This is a genomic window from Sphingobacterium composti (genome assembly GCF_009829075.1).
GTDB lineage: Bacteria > Bacteroidota > Bacteroidia > Sphingobacteriales > Sphingobacteriaceae > Sphingobacterium > Sphingobacterium composti.
Map to the genome: position 1 here is coordinate 139,116 of NZ_WUQZ01000007.1, position 20,024 is coordinate 159,139.

Here is a 20,024-nt window from a genome sequence, read left to right on the forward strand (position 1 = left end):
CTTCATTCTTTAATGCTATTTTTTCTTTCGCTTGTAGCTTATAAAAATTCCGCCTAAAATTCCCAACACCAATACTATTGAGCCTATCAAAGATATAATACTGCTAATTTTAACGCTCTCTGGATCAAATACAAATTCTACTTTATGGTTACCACCAGGCAACTGTAAAGCACGAAGTATATAATCAGCACGCAAAATTGGCACTTCCTCACCATCAACATACGCTTTCCAACCTTTATCATAGTACACCTCTGAGAATACCGCAAACACATCATTTGGAGCTGTATACTCATACACCATTTTATCAGGATGATAAGATGTCAATTTGATTGACGCATTATTTGCTAAGCCCAACCGTTTATCATCAATTTGACTTTTGAATTCTTCATGGACGAATGCTTCTTTTGATGGATCGAAACTGCTAATAGCTTGCATTTCTTGATTATTGTCCTTTACAAATGTTACTTTATCAACAAACCATGCATTTCCAGCAGCAGTAGAACGTCTTTGAATTCTATCTACATTATTTTGAGGATCTTTCGTGATCAAATATCGAACATTGAACATATCCAACACATCCTCGTTAATCGCTCCATTGAATTGGTGTTCCAAAACCTCTTGGAAACGCATCAGCTTAGCTGCTTGGTACCCTCCAAAGTTCTTATGAAAGAATGATGCCTTCGCATCCGAAAATGGGTTTGTAGTTAAATCAAGTACACGATAACTTGGATCTTTATCCAACTTAATTAATTGATCTACTTCGCGTTCTTCAATTGGGTTTTTAAACGCATTCTTGTCAACAAAAGTATCATTGTTTAAATAACGCTTATCGACTGTCCATAAATCTACTAACGTAATCACTCCAATAGCAATGATCAATGGGGTAGCTGATAATTTCTTCTTAATAAATGCAAAAACTAAAGCAAATATAAGCGCAACAATAAAGAACGATCGCCAAGCGTCAGCTGCTGCCAAATCCGCTCTATCTTTTACTAAAGCTTCTGCCAATTGATTTGCCATACTTGCATCACCTGTTTGTTGACCAAGCATAGCCACAAAATTCTGATGCTGTGCTGTTCTGAAATCCAAAATAGAAGGCATCACAGCAATAATCAAACAGATAGCTGCGACAGAACCGAAGCTGTATAATATTTTTTTATCTAAATCCTTGATTTCATCTTTACGAACAATTAACTCGTGAACCGCTAAGACAGCCAATAAAGGAATTAATATAGATGGAATAATCAAAATAGATTCCGGCGCTCTAAACTTATTGTAAAGAGGTGCATAATTGAAGAAAAGATCAGATATTAATGGGAAATTTTCTCCCAAAGCCAGCAACATTGTCAATACAATCGCCGATAGAATCCACCATTTCAACCTATCTTTAACAATAAACAATCCTAAAATAAATAACGCAATGACCCCAACACCGAAATACCATGGTCCAGAAGTAAATGTTTTGTCGCCCCAATAGGTTGGTAAATATTGTGCAAATGGTAAAGCTTGATTGGATGGAATACCAACGCTTGTTAAAAATTTGTACGTTTGAGACTTATCATCCAATACGCCGTTAGATTTACCCCCATAAGCATTAGGAATTAACAATGTTAAATTTTCACCAATACCTTGACTCCAGGCATAGGCATAATCCTTATCCAACCCATTTGATATTTTACCGTCATCAGTTTTCGCAATATTAGCTTTACCTCTAGTCGTAAGTTTACTGAACTCATAAGTTGGGAATAACACTGTAGCATTTACTGCAACCGCAACAATAACTGCTCCCAATTGAACACTTGTATTTTTAGCAAATTCTGGCAATTTCTTATCGCGAATTGCATAATAAAGTTCGAAACCTACATATATCAATAAAGCAATGAACAGATAATAAGTCATCTGTACGTGATTCGTACGTATTTCAAGGGTTAAAAATAGAGCAAGCAATATTCCTCCCCAAAATTTATCTCCACGATAACACATAATCACTGCACCAATAATTGGCGCCAAATAAGCAATCGCGTAAGACCTATTTAAATGTCCGGCTTCAATATAGATGAAGTTGTAAGACGAAAAAGCTATAGCTATTGCGCCTACCGCAGCAAGCCATGGCCTAATACGTAAGACACTCAACAAAAAGTACCCACCTAATAAGTAAATTAAAATAATATCTGCAGGAACTGGAAAAACTGATTTAATAGCGCGGTTTATATAGGTTGCTACGTTTGTTGTGTGTTCGTACCAAATTTGAAAAGTTGGCATTCCTCCAAACATGGAGTTTGTCCAATTAGGCGCCTTACCATCTTGAGTCCTGTAATCCATTAGCTCCTTTTGGCTTCCTATAGCTTGTACAACGTCATGTTGTGTCAATGTTTTACCTTGCCATACGGGCGAAAAGTAAAAAAACACCAACGCAAAAAATATTGCAATAACGATTAAATGTGAGGAGTTTTCCTTAAACCAATTTTTCATGAATAATTTAGCGGTTATTTTTTGTCAAAGTCCAAAAATATAGAATTGATTTTAATATTTACCTAGACTTTGTTGATTAGTTTCCTTTTTCAATTAACTTTTTAATATCGGACAATTCGCCAAAAAGTACTAATAAATCATTTTCATTCAATAAAGTATTAGACTTAGCGATCCCGGAGGCTTCTTTATGTAACCCTTCTGATACTTTTACGGTAGTTAGAACGATAACTTTGTACTTGTTTGTAAGGTTTGCTTCCTGCAATGTCATTCCTACATATTTGCGGGGAACTTTAGTTTCAATAATAGAATAGCGATCGGATACTTTGAACGAATCGACTATGTCAATATTGTCTAGTCGCATGGCTAGGCGTTCAGCAGCTTCCTCTTCTGGCATAATATATTCATCAATTTGCATTGCTTCCATTACGGTTCGTTGCAAATCAGAAACTACACGTCCTATGATGCGTTTCACACCTAGTTGTTTTACTAACGCTGTTGTCATCAGGGTCGCTCCTTCATCTTCACCTATTGCCACGATCACCGCATCACAATCTTTCAGGGGTAAAGAGCTGACAGCCTCTCGGTCTGTTGTATCTAAACACACGGTGTGTGTAATTTTATCTTTTAATTGTTCAACAATTTGAATATTGAGATCAGCACCAATTACTTCATGACCAAGCTCAGTAAGGTGTATTCCTAATGAACGTCCAAAATGCCCCAATCCCAAAATAATATATTTCATTCTTAAATTTTTTCACGTGAAAAACTAGAAAAGCAACTTCTCCGTAGGGTAAATATAACTTTTGTTTTTTGTATTCTTAATAAATGCAACAAGAAGTGTAAGCATACCTACACGACCAACAAACATTGTTACTATTATAATAATTTTTCCAGCAGCACTAAGAGATTGAGTGACCCCCATACTTAAACCACATGTGGTATATGCTGATACAGCCTCAAAAAGTAAAGGAATCATTTGCTGATTTGGATCCGAGACATTTAATAAAATAAATGATAATGTAATTGTAATAACGGACAATATAATTATCGCAAAGGCTTTATTTGTCGATTCTGCGGCTATTCTTCTTCGAAATATCTCAATAGAATCCTTACCCCTTGCTAATGCTACGATATTCATAAAGGCTAATGCCAATGTAGTCACTTTAACCCCACCACCAGTCGAACCTGGAGCAACGCCAATCCACATCAATGTTGTTATCATGATTAATGTTGGAATATTCAAGAAACCAATATTCACACTATTGAATCCTGCAGATCGCGATGCATTAGCCATAAAAAATGAAGTCACCCATTCTCCTGCAGCTGTTTTGTCTTCTGTAAGTGTATAATTTTGTTCCATGATATAATACGATACGGTAGCCAGAAACAAGACAACCATATTACAAAGCACTATAAATTTGGTATTAAAGGAGAATGGCTGAGCTTTATGTTTATATTTTCCCTTATATAAGATAACTTGAAAAATAGCTTGAATTTGAGATTTCACATACGTGTAAAAATTATAGACTGTTCCAAACCCCATTCCTCCTAGAACGAATATAAGCGCCAGAACAATTTGAAAGCTATAATTGAATCTATAATTGCCATTTCCAATACCTTCGGGAAGAATGGTAAAACCTGAATTACAAAATGACGATACGGAATGAAATACAGAAAAGAAAACCTGTTCTCCAACATTCGAAAAATGAGCTTGATCTAACGAAAAGAAGATAAAAGCTGCTCCAATAAATTCAAAAAGAAGTGTAATGGAAATAATAGTCAACAAGGTAGAAATAACAGAATTCAACTTATTTTCACCCAGAATCTCTCCAAACATCAGTTGATTCTTAAAAGAGAATCCTCCAGAGAAAAAGTAGCCAAAAAAACCCGTGAAGGTCATAATTCCTAGACCGCCAACTTGAATTAAAACCAGAATAACACTTTGTCCAAACAAGGAAAAATTAGTAGAAATATCCGCAACAGTCAATCCTGTAATACATACTGCGCTGGTTGCCATAAAAAAAGCATCAACAAAAGAAAGGGGCGCATGCAAAGTTGTTCTTGGCAACATCAATAACAAGGTTCCAATTAATATCAATCCCAAAAAACTTATTACAAATAATATAGTAGGATTAAAATAAAAATTATCGAAAAACAAACTGCTCTTAGACAATTCGGAGAGAAATATGACTCCAATACCAAAGTAAAGCCATTCTTCACGAGCGAAATACGAGATAAAATCTAGACCACTGAGCCTAGCAAATACAATAAAAAATAAGCTAAACAGAACTACTACTCCAGAATACTGAGAAACATTAATGCGCCGACTTGCATAAATAGATGATCCTGTACGGATTAATTCTAGCAAGAACAATCCATAAAACATGCAAAAAATAGATTTTCTTGTATAAATCGCCACCTCGGGATTGGTGATATAGCCAACATGAATGATTACAGTGAACGCACATATCATGCTCACATAAAACATAACCTTATCGACTAAACCTTTTCGATAACGGAAAACAAATTTTAGAAAACTTGCAATGGATTCCATGATACAAACTTAGTAATATACTTGACTTTACAAGCAATTACTGTTTAGAATCCTCATCGGATTTATCCTTTTTCTTAAATAATCCTTTAATAAAACTACCCGTCTTTTTCCCTACATCCTTTGCGCCCTCGACTATATCCTTACCTTTTTCGACCACATCTTTTCCTGTTTCTGCTGCACCCATCAATTTCGCTTCACGCTCTTTGCTAATCCCCGCACATTGCTTGATCCCATCCAAAAGACTTTGCCACAAAGTTTTGAAGAAAGTATGTTCTGGCACTCTTGTATAATTTACCTTACCCACAGTGTATACCCCTTTATTATCTGGATTACTATCGTTAATGAGCAATTGGTTTATGAGATAAGAAACAACCTTTTTGGAAGACTGTTCACCATTTTCATCTTTTTTATTCAACAGACTGATTTTCAAATCATCGTAATCAAATCTAAACTCTCCCCAATTTTTCCTATCTGTACCTTGCATATTGAAAGCAACTTTTTTAATATTTCCAGAAGCAATTTCAACATTCAATAGAGGTGCTAGGATGCGGTTAAATGCAGTTGCTTTCATAGGCCCCAACGTACCACTATACGTATGGAGTCCCGTCTTACTCAACATATCAAACCCAAACTTGGCATGCAAGTTTCCTGAGTTCATGATTTTAGCACGCAAATCCGCACGCATGTATTTATCTTTTTCTAGAGCTGAAGAATCATTCGTAACATTAGTCAAAATACCAGAGGCATTGTTAAAGCTAATAGAGCCCTCACGAAAAAATTTACCACTCATCTCATGATAGGTCACCGTAACATTATCCACGACAACAGTATCTAAGCTCAATAATTTTTTAAGCTTCAAGAGTTTTTGGTGGGGGGATTCCCCAATTTTTATAATAGGATATTTAGGGTATCGTTTATCCGCATGCAAATCCACTGTTCCATTTTTAAGTTGAACTTTTCGAGCGATGGTTTGCTGATTATCGATCAAAGCTTGAAAATTCAACTGTTCTACGCGCAACGTATCGAATTTTAGAACAGTCATTGTTACATTTTGCTTCTTCTGTTTATAAAAAGCATTTTTATCCATTTTTGGACGAAAATCCACATCAGTAAGTAGCAAGTTCTGATCTCTTGTGTTAATTTTTAGACCATTGAATTTTACTTTATAAAATCCGTCGGGGAGATCGTATTCAAACCCTGGCACATGCACATCAACCATTTTAGTATAGTAAAAGCGTGTCGTATCTTGTAACGAAGTTTCGTCTACTAATACATCGTGTACTTTTATAGTAACTTTATCAAGATCAATGCTACTCTGTTTGCCTTCTTCAAACTTAGAGTATTTGAACTGCACATTATCAATATCCACATTTCGAACATTTATGGAGGTAAAAATATCCTTTATACTTTCATACAATGTCTTCTTGGGAGTTGTACGCAAGGTATCATTAAAAGTATGATATTCACTCATTAAGTGGATATTAGGTTCTTCAAAGGATATAGAATTAATATGGAGTTTCTTATTTGTTAGTACATCCATCAGATTGAAGCGACGTACTTTAAGCTTTTTTAGTTTTATATGGAAACGGTTGTTAGGCGCATCTTTAGATAAGACCATTTTTCTATAAACAGCAGAATCAGGGATTAATTCTGCATTGATTAAAGTCACGTTTCCAAGACCAATATTAAGGTCTAAATCATCATAGCGCAATGAGTAAAGACCATCGGTGGAATTATGGACAACCTCCTTAAGCTTAGATTCAACTATTGGCTTCCAATTATGACCGTAATACCAAACCACAGAAATAATTATAATTAGAAGTGCGGCTATGATACCAAGTACCCATTTCCAAATTGGCCTCATATAAAAATGCTTTGTGTATTGATTTATAAAAAAACAATACACAAAGCATTTTGTTTTCAGGGATTTGCCTTAATGTTAATTAATTTCTATTGTCATCATTATTGTACATGCTGATATAGCTTTCGTATCGAGTGGGCTCTATTGCACCATGCTCAACAGCATCCAATACCACACAGCCCGGCTCATTGATGTGTACGCAATTATTAAATCGACATTTATTCAAATATTTACGCATCTCTGGGAAGAAATGCGATAACTCCTGCTTTTCAATATCTACGATCCCTAACTCTCTTATTCCAGGGGTATCAATCAATTTTCCACCAAAAGGCAAATCAATCATCTCCGCAAAAGTAGTCGTGTGCTTTCCTTTATCCGACCAATTTGAAATTAATCCTGTTCTTAACGCAGCATTGGGCACAATACTATTTATCAATGTAGATTTACCCACACCAGAATGTCCTGAAACCAAAGTCACCTTGTCTTTCAAAAGAGCTATAATATGATCAATATTCGTTCCTTCCATCGCCGAAACTTGATAACATGGATAGCCAATATTTTCATATAATGACTTGTAGTCCTCCAAAATCTCTAACCCTTCTTCACTAAACAAATCTAACTTATTAAAAACCAAAATAGCAGGAATATCATATGCTTCAGCTGTCACTAAAAAACGATCTATAAACCCCATGGAAGTAGGCGGTGAAGCTAACGTCACAACCAAAATAGCTTGGTCCAAATTTGCTCCGATAATTTGAGTTTGTTTAGAAAGATTTACTGATTTTCGGATTATATAATTCTTTCTAGGTTCTAAGTCTGTGATGACACCCGTATTTTGATCTGCTTCTAGCTCAACATTAACCCAATCGCCAACAGCAATTGGATTGGTCGTTTTGATACCTTTAGTCCTAAATTTCCCCTTTATTCGGCAGTCATACTGATTGCCTGACTCATCCTGCACCTGATACCAACTCCCAGTAGATTTTATTACCAATCCTCTCATACGACTAATGATGCTATTCCTTTGCTTTGTATCACCATCTTACAAAAGTCGCAAAAATTTGTTAATATCAGGCTTACTGATTTTATTACCTTTGTAAGTACACATAAATTAATATTCGGTGAAAAAACTATTTCTTCTGGACGGAATGGCTCTCATTTATAGAGCTTACTTTGCATTAAGTAAAGCACCTCGTTTGACATCATACGGCTTGAATACTGGGGCTATTTTGGGATTCACAAACACATTGTTAGATGTTTTGAAAAACCAAAAACCAACACATTTAGCTGTTGTGTTTGATACCGCAGCGCCTACAAACCGTCATATCGAGTTTGAAGCGTATAAGGCTCATCGTCAAGAAATGCCAGAAGATTTAGCCAAATCTATTCCTTACGTATTCAAGTTGATTGAAGGATTTAATATCCCTTTGATTACAAAAGATGGCTACGAAGCGGATGATATTATTGGCACATTAGCCAAAAAAGCAGAAAAAGAAGGATTCACCGTGTACTGTATGACTCCCGATAAAGATTTCGGACAATTGGTTTCGGATAATATTTTTATTTACAAACCTGCACGCATGGGCAATGGCGCAGAAGTTTTGGGTGTTCCTGAAATTTTAGAGAAATGGGAAATCACCGAAGTATCGCAAGTCATTGATATTCTTGGTCTATGGGGAGATGCTGTAGATAATATTCCTGGAATACCAGGAATCGGCGAGAAAACTGCCAAAAAACTCGTTCAAGAATTTGGTTCTGTAGAAGGCTTGATCGCGAATGCAGATAAATTAAAAGGCAAACAACAAGAAAATGTAATCAAATTCGCAGAACAAGGTATTATATCTAAAAAACTTGCCACGATTCTACTTGATGTTCCTGTAGAACTAGAAGAAGAAAAATTGATAGTTGAGGATCCAAACAAAGAAATTCTTGAGCCTTTATTTGCAGAACTTGAATTTAGAACATTAGGAAAACGAGTGTTTGGTGAAGACTTTTCTGTGGTAGAGAACAATAAGCCAGCTACAACTCAAATGGATTTGTTTGCTAATCCAAGTTCTAATGATATTGAAGCACTAGACGAGCCTCAAGAGTCAGCCTCAAACAATATTCACAATACACCGCACGAGTATATTTTAGTAGATGAAATCAGCACTATGGAAGATTTAGCTGCTGATTTGGCGAATCAAACGATATTTTGTTTTGATACTGAATCTACAGGTCTCGATGCCATGACAGCCGATATCGTAGGACTATCATTCTCTTACGAACAGGGAAAAGCATATTATGTACCTACGCCTGCCGATCCTCAAAAAGCACAACAAATCGTCAATATTTTTAAACCTATTTTAGAAAATACAGCCATCAAAAAGGTAGGTCAAAACATAAAATATGACATATTGCTTTTAACAAAATATAATGTAAAAGTACAGGGTGAATTGTTTGATACTATGTTAGCGCATTATTTGATAGACCCCGATACCCGTCACGGAATGGATATTTTGGCCGAAACCTACTTAGGCTACACGCCTGTTTCTATTACAGAATTAATTGGCGGAAAGGGCAAAAATCAAGGTAATATGCGTGATGTCGAGATTGAAAAAATCAAGGAATACGCTTCTGAAGATGCGGATATAACTTGGCAATTGTATGAAAGATTGTCTCCGCTTTTACTTGAAACAAAAACTGATGAATTAGCCCAAAAAGTTGAATTTCCATTAGTTTACACTTTAGCAGATATTGAAAAAAACGGCGTAAAAATAGATGTTGACACGCTGAAAACTTTTTCTGAATCCCTACAAAAAGATATTGCTTCTTTAGAGAATAGTATTTACGAAAAAGCGGGGATCAAATTTAACATTGCGTCTCCAAAGCAATTAGGTGAAGTTTTATTTGATAAATTACAACTTGATCCCAAAGCTAAAAAAACTAAAACAGGTCAATATAAAACGGGAGAAGATGTGCTTTTAGCACTAGCACACAAATCGGATATAGTAAAATATATTTTGGACTTCCGTCAATTTCAAAAGTTAAAATCCACGTATGTTGATGCTCTTCCAACGCTAATAAATCCAAGTACAGGCTTAATCCATACATCATATAACCAAGCTGTTGCAGCTACGGGAAGATTAAGTTCTACAAATCCGAACTTACAGAACATTCCGATTCGTACCGAAAAAGGCCGTGAAGTTCGTAAGGCATTCATTCCAAGATCCCCTGATAACGTCTTGCTTTCTGCCGATTATTCGCAAATAGAATTACGCATCATGGCCGAACTGAGTCAAGACGAAAATATGCTTGAAGCTTTCACTTTGGGGCATGATATACACAAAGCTACTGCTGCACGTGTATACGGGGTCGATATCAATGAAGTTACTTCAGATCAGCGTCGCAATGCAAAGGCTGTAAACTTCGGTATTATCTACGGTCAATCAGCTTTTGGTCTATCTCAAAGTTTGGGTATTCCACGTCGTGAGGCCGCTGAGATAATTGATCAGTATTTTAACCAATACCAAGGCATCAAACAATACATGTCAAAAGCAGTTGAATTCGCAAAAGAACATGGTTATGTCGAAACAATTTTGAAACGACGTCGTTATTTAAGAGACATCAATTCGGCTAATATGACCGTAAGAGGATTTGCAGAGCGAAATGCAATCAATGCACCTATTCAAGGATCTGCAGCCGATATGATCAAAGTCGCGATGATAAATATTCAAAATGATATTACGCAACAAGGTCTTACTGGCAAAATGATCATGCAAGTACATGATGAATTGGTGTTTGATGTACCTAAAAATGAAGCAGATTCGTTTAGAAACATTATATTAGAGAGAATGAAGTCCGCAATCTCTATGCGAGTACCTATAGAAGTCGAAATTGGGGAAGGCACAAATTGGCTTGAGGCACATTAAGAAAAATTATAATGGCAAAGAACCTTTTTATATTGCTTTCATTTATCTTTTTTAGCAAAATCATCCTAGGGCAGGAAATTCGATACAAGGAAAAGGTTAATGATAAATTTACAAGATTTTTTTTCGACGACAACTACTATTTGGTTGATAAAAACTGTGAATTTAAAGCAATTGAACGTGTTGCAGAGTTTGATACGGTAAATTTTAAATTCACAGGAGAATTCCGAGATTATAATCGCCAAGGAAGATTGATTCTACACGGATTTTATAAGGATGGAATTAGAAATGGTACTTTTAAATCTTATCACACCAACGGCCAGCTTAGATGGGAATCTTCTTATCTTAACAACAAAGAAATCGGTGAATGGAAATATTATTATCCTGATGGAAAACCCATGTTAACGCTATCCTTTGATAATGATGATTTCATATTTGTCGACTATTGGGATACTTTTGGAAAACAGAAAATAGTACGAGGAGAAGGTCAATACGAAATGAGTTTCCCCATAAAGGGCTTTACCGAGCATGGATATACCTCCTATATAAAAAAAGGAAAAATCACAAAAGGCAAGCCGAATGGTGTTTGGACAACCTATTTTGTTCAAAATGAAAAAAATAAAACTTATGAGACTGCATTCCAAGAAATATTTAGCGATGGGACTCAGTCTCGATTCATAGAGTCAGAATATTTTGATTATTATTTCATCTCTCAAGATGATTTCTATATCGTTCCTTCCGATTTCTTCGGCAGAGCCGAGTCGTTTTTAGTACATGGTTGTTCTTTTGATGAATACAGTAGCTTTAATAATCATATAGTCAAAAAGTTTAATGCATATTTAAGCGAAGAAAAAATAGACATAGATAATAGCATAATTTCTTTTAAGGCAAGATATTCTGTTACCAATAAAGGAATCGTCAAATCGATGGAGATAATTGAATCTCCAGAAAATCTGTCAAATCCAGCCTTCAAAACTTTTAAAGATTTGTTCGAATCTGTAACATATTTCATTCCTTCAATACAAAATGATAAGCCTATACAAGACAAAATAATTTTGCATGGAACCTTCCTTGTTTCAAATGGAACTTCAATTTTACAACATGTAAATGTGGAAAGAGAGATCGGAGAATAGTATTTTAGCGTTTATTTGACACAGTTGCTTATATTTGCACAAAACAGAGATTCATGAAATTTCATAAAGAAGGATATACAAGCTTAGCTTTAGTGGTTTTATTTATTTTTATAATAAATGCTACTGCAGACTATTTTGATGCAAATCAATATGTTAAATGGTTTTTGTACATTTTATCTGCATTCTTATTTTTAACCATTGCTCAGTTTTTCCGTAGCCCGAAAAAAATCATCACATTGGATGAAAATGCGATTCTTTGTCCAGCGGACGGAAAAGTTGTGGTGATTGAAGAAACAGAAGAAACAGAATATTTCAAAGATAAAAGATTGCAAATTTCTATTTTCATGTCACCTACAAATGTACACGTGAATCGAAACCCAATCTCTGGTATTGTATCTTTTTTCAAATATCATCCTGGAAAATTTTTAGTGGCTTGGCACCCTAAATCTTCTACAGAAAACGAAAGAACCACTGTGGTCGTTAAAAAAGAAAGTGGCGTTGAAGTCCTTTTCCGTCAAATTGCCGGTGCATTAGCTCGTAGAATTGTATGGTATGTTAAAGAAGGAGATAAAGTACAACAAGGTGATGAGTTTGGTTTTATTAAATTTGGGTCGCGTGTAGATGTATTCGTACCAATTGGAACCAAAGTAACTGTCAATATCGGCGATAAGGTTGTGGGTGGAAAAACAGTTATTGCACGCATTTAATATTATCTTAACATTAAATAATTAATTTAGCTTCATCTTTATGAGGCTTTTTTTATGAACTTTAGACTGCTCGTATTTTATATTTCCGCTGTTATCGCGATTTCATTAGCGAGCTTGAGCTACTTCTATGCTCAAAACTGGCAACATTCTTTACCTATTTTAATTATTTCTTTAGTTGTTAGCTTCATTATTCTCACCAATATATTGCATCATCATATAAATAGTAGGATTAGTAATATTTATAAGCTCATCCGGAGCCTAAAATTGGGAAAAGACATGAAAGTCGTATTAGCCGAGCATTCCAGCGAAGACCCCATTCAAAGTACAGAAAAAGAAGTGCGTGATTGGGCAATCCAAAAATCTTCGGAAATTGACCAACTCAAAGCACAAGAAAAATTTAGAAGAGACTTTCTATCCAACATTTCCCATGAATTCAAAACCCCTCTTTTCGCCATTCAAGGTTATATTGAAACGCTAAAAGATGGTATGATCGAAGAAGATGTGGAGATGGCAAACATTTTTTTGAATAAAGCTTCTCGAAATATCGATCGTTTAACTTACCTATTAAATGATTTGGATGAAATCTCAAAGCTAGAAAGCGGCCAAATATCCATTAATCTAGAAAAGTTTGATATCGTAGAGCTAATCTTAGAAACGGTAGATCACTTAATTGATAAAGCACAAAAGCAAAATATCGAGATCGTCATTGATTTGAAAAACAATAACCCCATATATGTCAAGGCTGACAGACAACGAATTCAACAAGTATTAATCAATCTTATAGATAATTCGATCAAATACGGAAGAGATGGCGGCAAGACAAAGGTAAACTTATACCCTCTACCTGATCAGATTTTAGTGGAAGTAACGGATAATGGACAGGGTATTGAAGAAAAATATATTTCTCGTGTATTTGAGCGGTTTTTCAGAACTGAAAAAAGTAGATCTCGTGACATTGGAGGGTCAGGATTAGGTTTATCCATTGTAAAACATATAATTGAAGCACATGAGCAAACTGTTCATGCACGCAGTACAGAAAGTATAGGAACAACTTTTGGGTTTACACTTCAAAAATCGAAATCCACCTAATATAATTTCTAGCAAAACTTAACATTAACTTAACATTAACATCATACTTTTGGTCAAAATATAAGTATATGTCACTAAATAGTATTTTCCAGTACTTTGTCCCAAAGGATAAAAAGTTCTTCCCATTATTTGAACAAGCGGGTGCCAATTTAATTGAAATGGCAAAGCTTTTAAAAGAATGTGTTAACACTTCAAACATTGAAGAAAGAAAATCATTATCGAAGAAGCTTGAAGATTTAGAACATGTGGGAGATAATATAACTCACCAGATACATTTAGAATTAGGTCGTAATTTTATCACCCCTTTTGACAGAGAAGACATTCACGCTTTAGCGAGTTCATTAGACGATGTTGCTGATTTCATCCATGGTGCATCTAACCGTATTCAATTGTATAAAGTAGAAAAACCTACAGAACCAATGATTGAATTGACGGCTTTAATATTAGAAGCAACAGAACACGTAGCGAAAGCCTTATTCGAATTAAAAGACTTAAAAAACATTCGTAACATCACAGACTCTTGTGTTAGAATCAATAGCGTTGAAAATAAAGCAGATTACATATTTGACAGAGCTGTTGCTGATTTATTCGAATACGAAACTGACGCAATCTCATTAATCAAACAGAAAGAAGTATTATCAGCTATGGAAGATGCTACGGATAAATGCGAAGATGTAGCAAATGTATTAGAGAGTATTCTGGTTAAGAATGCTTAATCTTAATTTTTAACCAACGTTAATTCATTCAATATGATAACAACATTATTAGTGGTAGTTATCGTTTTAGCAATAGCATTTGATTATATCAATGGTTTCCACGATGCAGCTAATTCAATCGCCACAATAGTTTCTACCAAAGTATTAACACCATTCATGGCTGTACTTTGGGCTGCAATTTTCAATTTTGCAGCATATTTTTATTTCACAGATCACAAAGTAGCTAATACTATTGCCAAAACTGTAATAGAACAATATATTACATTAGAAGTAATTTTTGCTGGGCTTGTCGCAGCAATATCCTGGAACCTATTCACCTGGTACTATGGAATTCCTTCTAGTTCTTCCCACACGCTTATTGGAGGGTTTGCTGGGTCAGGAATGGCATATGCTCTATTTTTAGGTGCTAATCCCATTGATGCAATCAACATTAGCGCGACTATGAAAATCATTTCTTTCATTGTACTAGCTCCGGTTATTGGTATGACAATATCTATTATTATAACACTTGTCATAATAAATATATGTCGAAACGCTAAACCGCGTGTTGCGGAAAAATGGTTTAAAATACTACAATTAATATCTTCAGCTGGATTAAGTTTTGCTCACGGGGGTAATGATGCGCAGAAAGTAATGGGTATTATCTTCGTAGCTATGATTGCAGGTGGAGCGGCTACTGCCGGAGAACAAATGCCTGAATGGATTCCACTTTCATGTTATGCAGCTATTTCATTAGGTACGATGAGTGGTGGTTGGAAGATTGTGAAAACAATGGGTACAAAAATTACTAAAGTGACTCCATTGGAGGGAGTCAGTGCCGAAACAGCAGGAGCTGTAACTCTAGGAATTACAGAACATTTTGGAATTCCTGCCTCCACAACACATACTATCACAGGATCAATTATAGGTGTGGGAGTTGTAAAAAGAGTATCTGCTGTACGTTGGGGTGTCACCATTAGTTTATTATGGGCTTGGATACTCACTATACCAGTAAGTGCTGTACTAGGGGGTATTACCTTAGCAATTATTCACTATATACTTTAATCCAAAACAAGGCAGATGTAGCTATAAATCCACATCTGCCTTGTTTTTATCGAATTACACATAAATTTTATTAAGAAGATTTGTTAGATTATAGGGAATTAATTACTTTTACACGTGAAATCATGTAAACTTATTTACTTAATAAAATAAAGATTCATAATTTCATTTTTGGCATACTTATTGTTAAGTAATGTTAAATTAAAAAGAAAACAATTAAAAATTTTTATAACCTTAAAAAAAAAGAGTATGAACTATTCTACAATTAAAAAAACAGCTGTTGCCGCTTCTTTAGTAGCCGCTTTAGGTTACGCTGATGTAGCTCAAGCACAAACTCCTACTGTATTCGGTGGACGTTCTCAATACAGAACTTGGTCAATTGGTTTACAAGGTGGTATTACTACTCCTAACGTATTGGTTGGTGGTTCTAATAACTTCGGTAAAAAAGTTGGTTATTTCCAAAATAAAGTTGGCGAGTACTATGGTTTGACTGTACGTAAACAATTCTCTCACTTATTCGGTTTGGAATTAGAAGGTAACCGTGGTTCAATCAAAACTTATAACCATGAATTAGCTTCTCCTAGACAAGAAACTTCAAACGGTGCTATCGCAGCTAAAACTGATGTAAACTGGGCAGCTAGCTTAAATGGTGTGTTCCAATTAGGTACTATCGATTTCTTAAGAAGAGAAAATGCTGTTAATTTCTATGCAAAAGTTGGTTTAGGTGTTTTAGCTAACAACCCAATCCAATACGCAAACGAAGATTTCACTGGTACTCCTGTATACGATAATTCTGGTAAATGGGGTGAGGAAATTTTTGGTGATAGAAGCGCTGTTGGTGACAGAGATTACAAATTAGCAGCTTACGTTCCTGTAGGTGTTGGGGTTAAATTCAAATTATCTGAAGTTGTTGCGTTGAACTTAGGTTACACAATGAACTTCACTGATGATAACTTATTATACGGACCAGGCCGTTCAGATGTTAAAGGTAAATTCTCTAATGTATACGGTGGTTTAGAATTCACTTTAGGTTCTCGTGATAAAGAAAACTTAACTTTTGCTAACCCAGTTGCTACATTATACGACGAGTTAAAAGATCCTTCATTACGTAACGAAGTTGAAGCATTAAAACAACGTGTTTCTACTTTAGAAGGTACTGTTGATCAATTAGGTAAAGATTCTGATGGTGACGGTGTTTCTGATAAATTTGACAAATGTCCTAACACTCCTGCTGGTACAGTAGTTGATGGTTCTGGATGTCCTATCAAATTTCCTGAGCCTGCTAAAAATGAAATCGCTACTGGCGCTTACTATGCTCCTATCGGTTTCGAGTTTGACAGTTCAGTATTGAAAACTGAATCATACGCAACTTTAGATAAATTAGCTAAAGAATTACGTGATTCAAATGGTACAGTTACTTTGGATGGTTACGCTTCTGCTGAAGGTACTGAAGAGTACAACATGAACTTATCTAAAGACCGTGCTAATGCAGTAAAACAATACTTAGTTAACGCTGGTGTTGCTGCATCAAGCATCAATGCAAACGGATACGGTGAAGCTAATCCTATCGCTTCTAACGCTACTGAAGAAGGTCGTGTTCAAAACCGTCGCGTAGAAATCAAAAAATAATTATTTTAGATAATTATTATGATATATTAAGCCGCCACAATATGTGGCGGCTTTTTTGGCAATTAAACCTTTGGCTCTTAAACCAATCCATATATGTGAATATGTGGAAAATAATTTGACATGAATTAAATTAAAAAACGTATTTTTCACTAAATTGGAAAGGTTATGGAAGAGGAATTCGATTTTGAATCATCAGAAGAGCAAAAAAAATCAGTAAATCGTTTTGAAGAAATGATTCGAAACGAGGATCAATATTTTTTTGATGCTGGTACTTTTGAAAGTATTATTGACTATTATTCAGACAAGAACGATTCTGTAAAAGCACTACAAGTAATTGATTTTGCCACGAGTCAACATCCATATGAAGCTGCCTTTTATATTAAGAAAGCTCAAATACTTTCCGCAATGCGTCATTTTAGTTTGGCTATGGACGCTATTGAAAAAGCGGAAACACTAGAACCTTCTGATCCAGATGTTTTCCTAGTAAAAGCTTCGATATATGCTTCTCAAGGCATGCTAGCGAAGTCTGAAGAGTTTCTAAATCTTGCGCTCGAAAATGCAGATAATAAACTTGAAATATATCATCAATTAGCTACTATCTATCAATTACAAGGTGATTTCAGCAAGGCAGTCATATTCTTAAAGAAAACATTAAGAATTAAACCTAATAATCCTGACGCTTTATTGGAGATTAATTTTTGCTTTGATGTATTAGAACTAAATGAAGAGGCTCTAAAATTCTTTTCTTCATTAATTGATGAAGAGCCATATTCATATCATTGCTGGTACTATTTGGGTAATGCATATCATAAATTGGGACGATACGAAGAAGCTATCGACGCCTACGATTACGCAATTTTAGTTAATGATTCGTTCTCTTCAGCATATTACAACAAAGGTAATGCATTAGTAAATCTCGATAGATATACGGAAGCAATTGAAAATTATAAACAAACTTTCGAATATGAACCACCAAATGCAGATACTTATTGTGCAATTGGAGAATGCTATGAGAAGTTAGAATTAATGGATACCGCGAGAGAATATTATAAGAAAGCGGTAAAATTGGATAGTGAATTGCCAGATGCGTGGTTTGGAATTGGCGTTACGTTAGATTTTGAAGAACGATACTTTGAATCTTTACATTTTTATAAAAAGGCTTTAGAGATAGACGATGAGAATCCTGATTATTGGTTTGCTATAGCTGATGCACGCTATAAATTGGGACAAATAGAAGAATCTGAAAAAGCATATAATAAGGTCGTTGAATTAAATCCGACAGATGTTGAAGCGTGGTTAGATTTTTCGTCTATTTATTTTGAGCAAAGTAAAATTGATGAGGCTATTGAGGTAATGTCGGAAGCTATAAAAGTAAATACAGATGCTCCTGAGTTGTATTACCGATTGGTAGCATATTTATTTGCGAATGGTCAATACAACGAAGCTTTGAATTTCTTAGAACTTGCCTTAGCATTTGGTCCAGAAAAGCATCATATTCTGTTTGAATACTTGCCGCAATTACAAGGCAATCAAATCATTTCGGAAATTATTAAAAAGTACACAGAGAAGGATGATTAAATTAGGACTCATAGGATTTCCTTTGGGACATTCCTTTTCCAAAAATTTTTATTTAGCAAAGTTCGATAAAGAAAATATAACGTCAGTAAATTATGATTTATATGCAATTGAGCATGTGAATCAATTTCCAGAACTATTCATTAATGACTCCCAATTCCGTGGATTTAATGTAACTATTCCCCACAAACAAACCGTAATTCAATATTTGGATGAGCTTTCAGAAGAGGCTCAACAAATGAAAGCAGTTAACTGTATAACGATTAAACATATTAACGGCAAATCTATTCTTAAAGGATTTAATACGGATGCATTTGGTTTTCAGAAATCTTTAGAACCACTTTTGAAACCTCATCACGACAAAGCGTTAGTTTTGGGAAATGGTGGTGCTGCAAAAGCCGTGTTTTATTCTCTGGAGAAATTAAATATTCCTTACAAAATCATAAGCAGAAATATTGAAACAGGTGATCTGACATATACTGATTTAACAGAAGATCTAATTTCTGAATATCCAATAATTATCAATTGTTCGCCTATAGGTACCTATCCAAATGTGGATGCTTGTCCAAATATCCCTTATGAAACAATTTCTGAAAAGCATCTGTTGTATGACCTAATCTACAATCCCGAAGAGACTTTATTCTTGAAAAAAGGGAGAGACAAAGGTGCAACAACGAAAAATGGGTACGAAATGCTAGTCTTACAAGCCGAAAAAAATTGGGAAATTTGGCAAAGCAATTTTTAGTATATGTTACGTTTTTTGCTATCCTTAAGTTTCCTTTTCATACTCGTTGGATGTGACAATAACGACTATAGTCCAAAACCTCGAGCCTATCATCGTATAGAATTTCCAATCAAAAGCTTTGAAACGATAAATATCTCAGGATGCCCATTTACTTTTGAAATCCCTACTTACAGTGTCTTAAAGGACGATCTGTCTAAAGGCGCAAAGACATGTTGGAAAAATATAGTTTTTAAAAATTACAATGCGCAATTGCATTTAAGCTATTACTCCATTAGTCCAAAGTCAACCCTTGAACAGCTGACAGAAGACGCTAGATCATTTGTATTTAAACATACAACAAAAGCTACAGCAATAGATCAACAAAACATTTCTTATCCAGAACATAAAGTTTCAGGACTGACATACAATATTCAAGGAAATACAGCTTCCAATTTTCAATTCTACGCAACCGATTCTAATAAAAATTATTTGCGTGGAGCACTATATTTTAACGAAAAACCTAATTTAGATTCTATACAACCAGTTTTGGATTTTCTTAAATCAGACATTCAGCATCTAATTAGTACCATAAGATGGAAATAAATAGTTAAATTT

General features: G+C 35.0%; 15 protein-coding genes. 10 read left to right on the forward strand and 5 right to left on the reverse strand.

Going from position 1 to position 20,024, the window contains the following annotated elements; all coding sequences use genetic code 11:
* Positions 1-15: 15 nt before the first annotated feature.
* The 5 genes from GOQ17_RS07115 to rsgA all read right to left on the reverse strand — a co-directional run bounded on the left by GOQ17_RS07115 (position 16) and on the right by rsgA (position 7,890).
* The gene (locus GOQ17_RS07115) at positions 16-2,472 is read right to left on the reverse strand and encodes a YfhO family protein (protein ID WP_159636601.1); all 2,457 of its coding nucleotides are present in this window, start codon (positions 2,470-2,472) and stop codon (positions 16-18) included.
* A 76-nt stretch (positions 2,473-2,548) separates the two neighbouring features.
* Positions 2,549-3,214, reverse strand: coding sequence for a potassium channel family protein (locus GOQ17_RS07120; RefSeq protein ID WP_159636602.1), 666 nt, complete (start codon positions 3,212-3,214; stop codon positions 2,549-2,551).
* Positions 3,215-3,238: 24 nt separating this feature from the next.
* Entirely contained in the window at positions 3,239-5,026 is a 1,788-nt protein-coding gene (locus tag GOQ17_RS07125; RefSeq protein ID WP_236537089.1) for a TrkH family potassium uptake protein, read from the reverse strand.
* Between the two features lie 37 nt (positions 5,027-5,063).
* Positions 5,064-6,890 carry a hypothetical protein gene (locus GOQ17_RS07130; protein ID WP_159636604.1) on the reverse strand — a complete coding sequence of 609 codons (1,827 nt, stop codon included), beginning with the start codon at positions 6,888-6,890 and terminating at the stop codon, positions 5,064-5,066.
* A 79-nt stretch (positions 6,891-6,969) separates the two neighbouring features.
* Entirely contained in the window at positions 6,970-7,890 is a 921-nt protein-coding gene (gene rsgA, locus GOQ17_RS07135) for a ribosome small subunit-dependent GTPase A (protein ID WP_159636605.1), read from the reverse strand.
* A 118-nt stretch (positions 7,891-8,008) separates the two neighbouring features.
* On the opposite strand from rsgA, the gene polA reads away from it, so the two are divergent.
* The 10 genes from polA to gldD all read left to right on the forward strand — a co-directional run bounded on the left by polA (position 8,009) and on the right by gldD (position 20,012).
* On the forward strand, positions 8,009-10,798 hold the full coding sequence (polA, locus tag GOQ17_RS07140) for a DNA polymerase I (protein WP_159636606.1): 2,790 nt from the start codon (positions 8,009-8,011) through the stop codon (positions 10,796-10,798).
* 11 nt (positions 10,799-10,809) lie between these two features.
* A complete protein-coding gene (locus GOQ17_RS07145) occupies positions 10,810-11,928 on the forward strand; it encodes a toxin-antitoxin system YwqK family antitoxin (RefSeq protein WP_159636607.1) in 1,119 nt (372 codons plus the stop codon).
* A gap of 53 nt (positions 11,929-11,981) precedes the next feature.
* Positions 11,982-12,635, forward strand: coding sequence for a phosphatidylserine decarboxylase family protein (locus GOQ17_RS07150; RefSeq protein WP_159636608.1), 654 nt, complete (start codon positions 11,982-11,984; stop codon positions 12,633-12,635).
* Positions 12,636-12,911: 276 nt separating this feature from the next.
* A complete protein-coding gene (locus GOQ17_RS07155) occupies positions 12,912-13,724 on the forward strand; it encodes a sensor histidine kinase (protein WP_317163264.1) in 813 nt (270 codons plus the stop codon).
* A gap of 68 nt (positions 13,725-13,792) precedes the next feature.
* A complete protein-coding gene (locus GOQ17_RS07160; protein WP_159636610.1) occupies positions 13,793-14,440 on the forward strand; it encodes a DUF47 domain-containing protein in 648 nt (215 codons plus the stop codon).
* A 33-nt stretch (positions 14,441-14,473) separates the two neighbouring features.
* On the forward strand, positions 14,474-15,484 hold the full coding sequence (locus GOQ17_RS07165) for an inorganic phosphate transporter (protein WP_159636611.1): 1,011 nt from the start codon (positions 14,474-14,476) through the stop codon (positions 15,482-15,484).
* Between the two features lie 246 nt (positions 15,485-15,730).
* Positions 15,731-17,110, forward strand: coding sequence for an OmpA family protein (locus tag GOQ17_RS07170; protein ID WP_159636612.1), 1,380 nt, complete (start codon positions 15,731-15,733; stop codon positions 17,108-17,110).
* A gap of 165 nt (positions 17,111-17,275) precedes the next feature.
* Positions 17,276-18,688: a tetratricopeptide repeat protein gene (locus GOQ17_RS07175; protein WP_159636613.1), complete on the forward strand. Its 1,413-nt coding sequence runs from the start codon at positions 17,276-17,278 to the stop codon at positions 18,686-18,688.
* The gene (locus GOQ17_RS07180) at positions 18,681-19,430 is read left to right on the forward strand and encodes a shikimate dehydrogenase family protein (protein ID WP_159636614.1); all 750 of its coding nucleotides are present in this window, start codon (positions 18,681-18,683) and stop codon (positions 19,428-19,430) included. The genes GOQ17_RS07175 and GOQ17_RS07180 overlap by 8 nt, the downstream gene beginning before the upstream one ends.
* A gap of 3 nt (positions 19,431-19,433) precedes the next feature.
* Complete coding sequence (gldD, locus tag GOQ17_RS07185) at positions 19,434-20,012, forward strand: gliding motility lipoprotein GldD (protein ID WP_159636615.1); 579 nt, start codon at positions 19,434-19,436, stop codon at positions 20,010-20,012.
* The last annotated feature ends 12 nt before the right edge of the window (positions 20,013-20,024 follow it).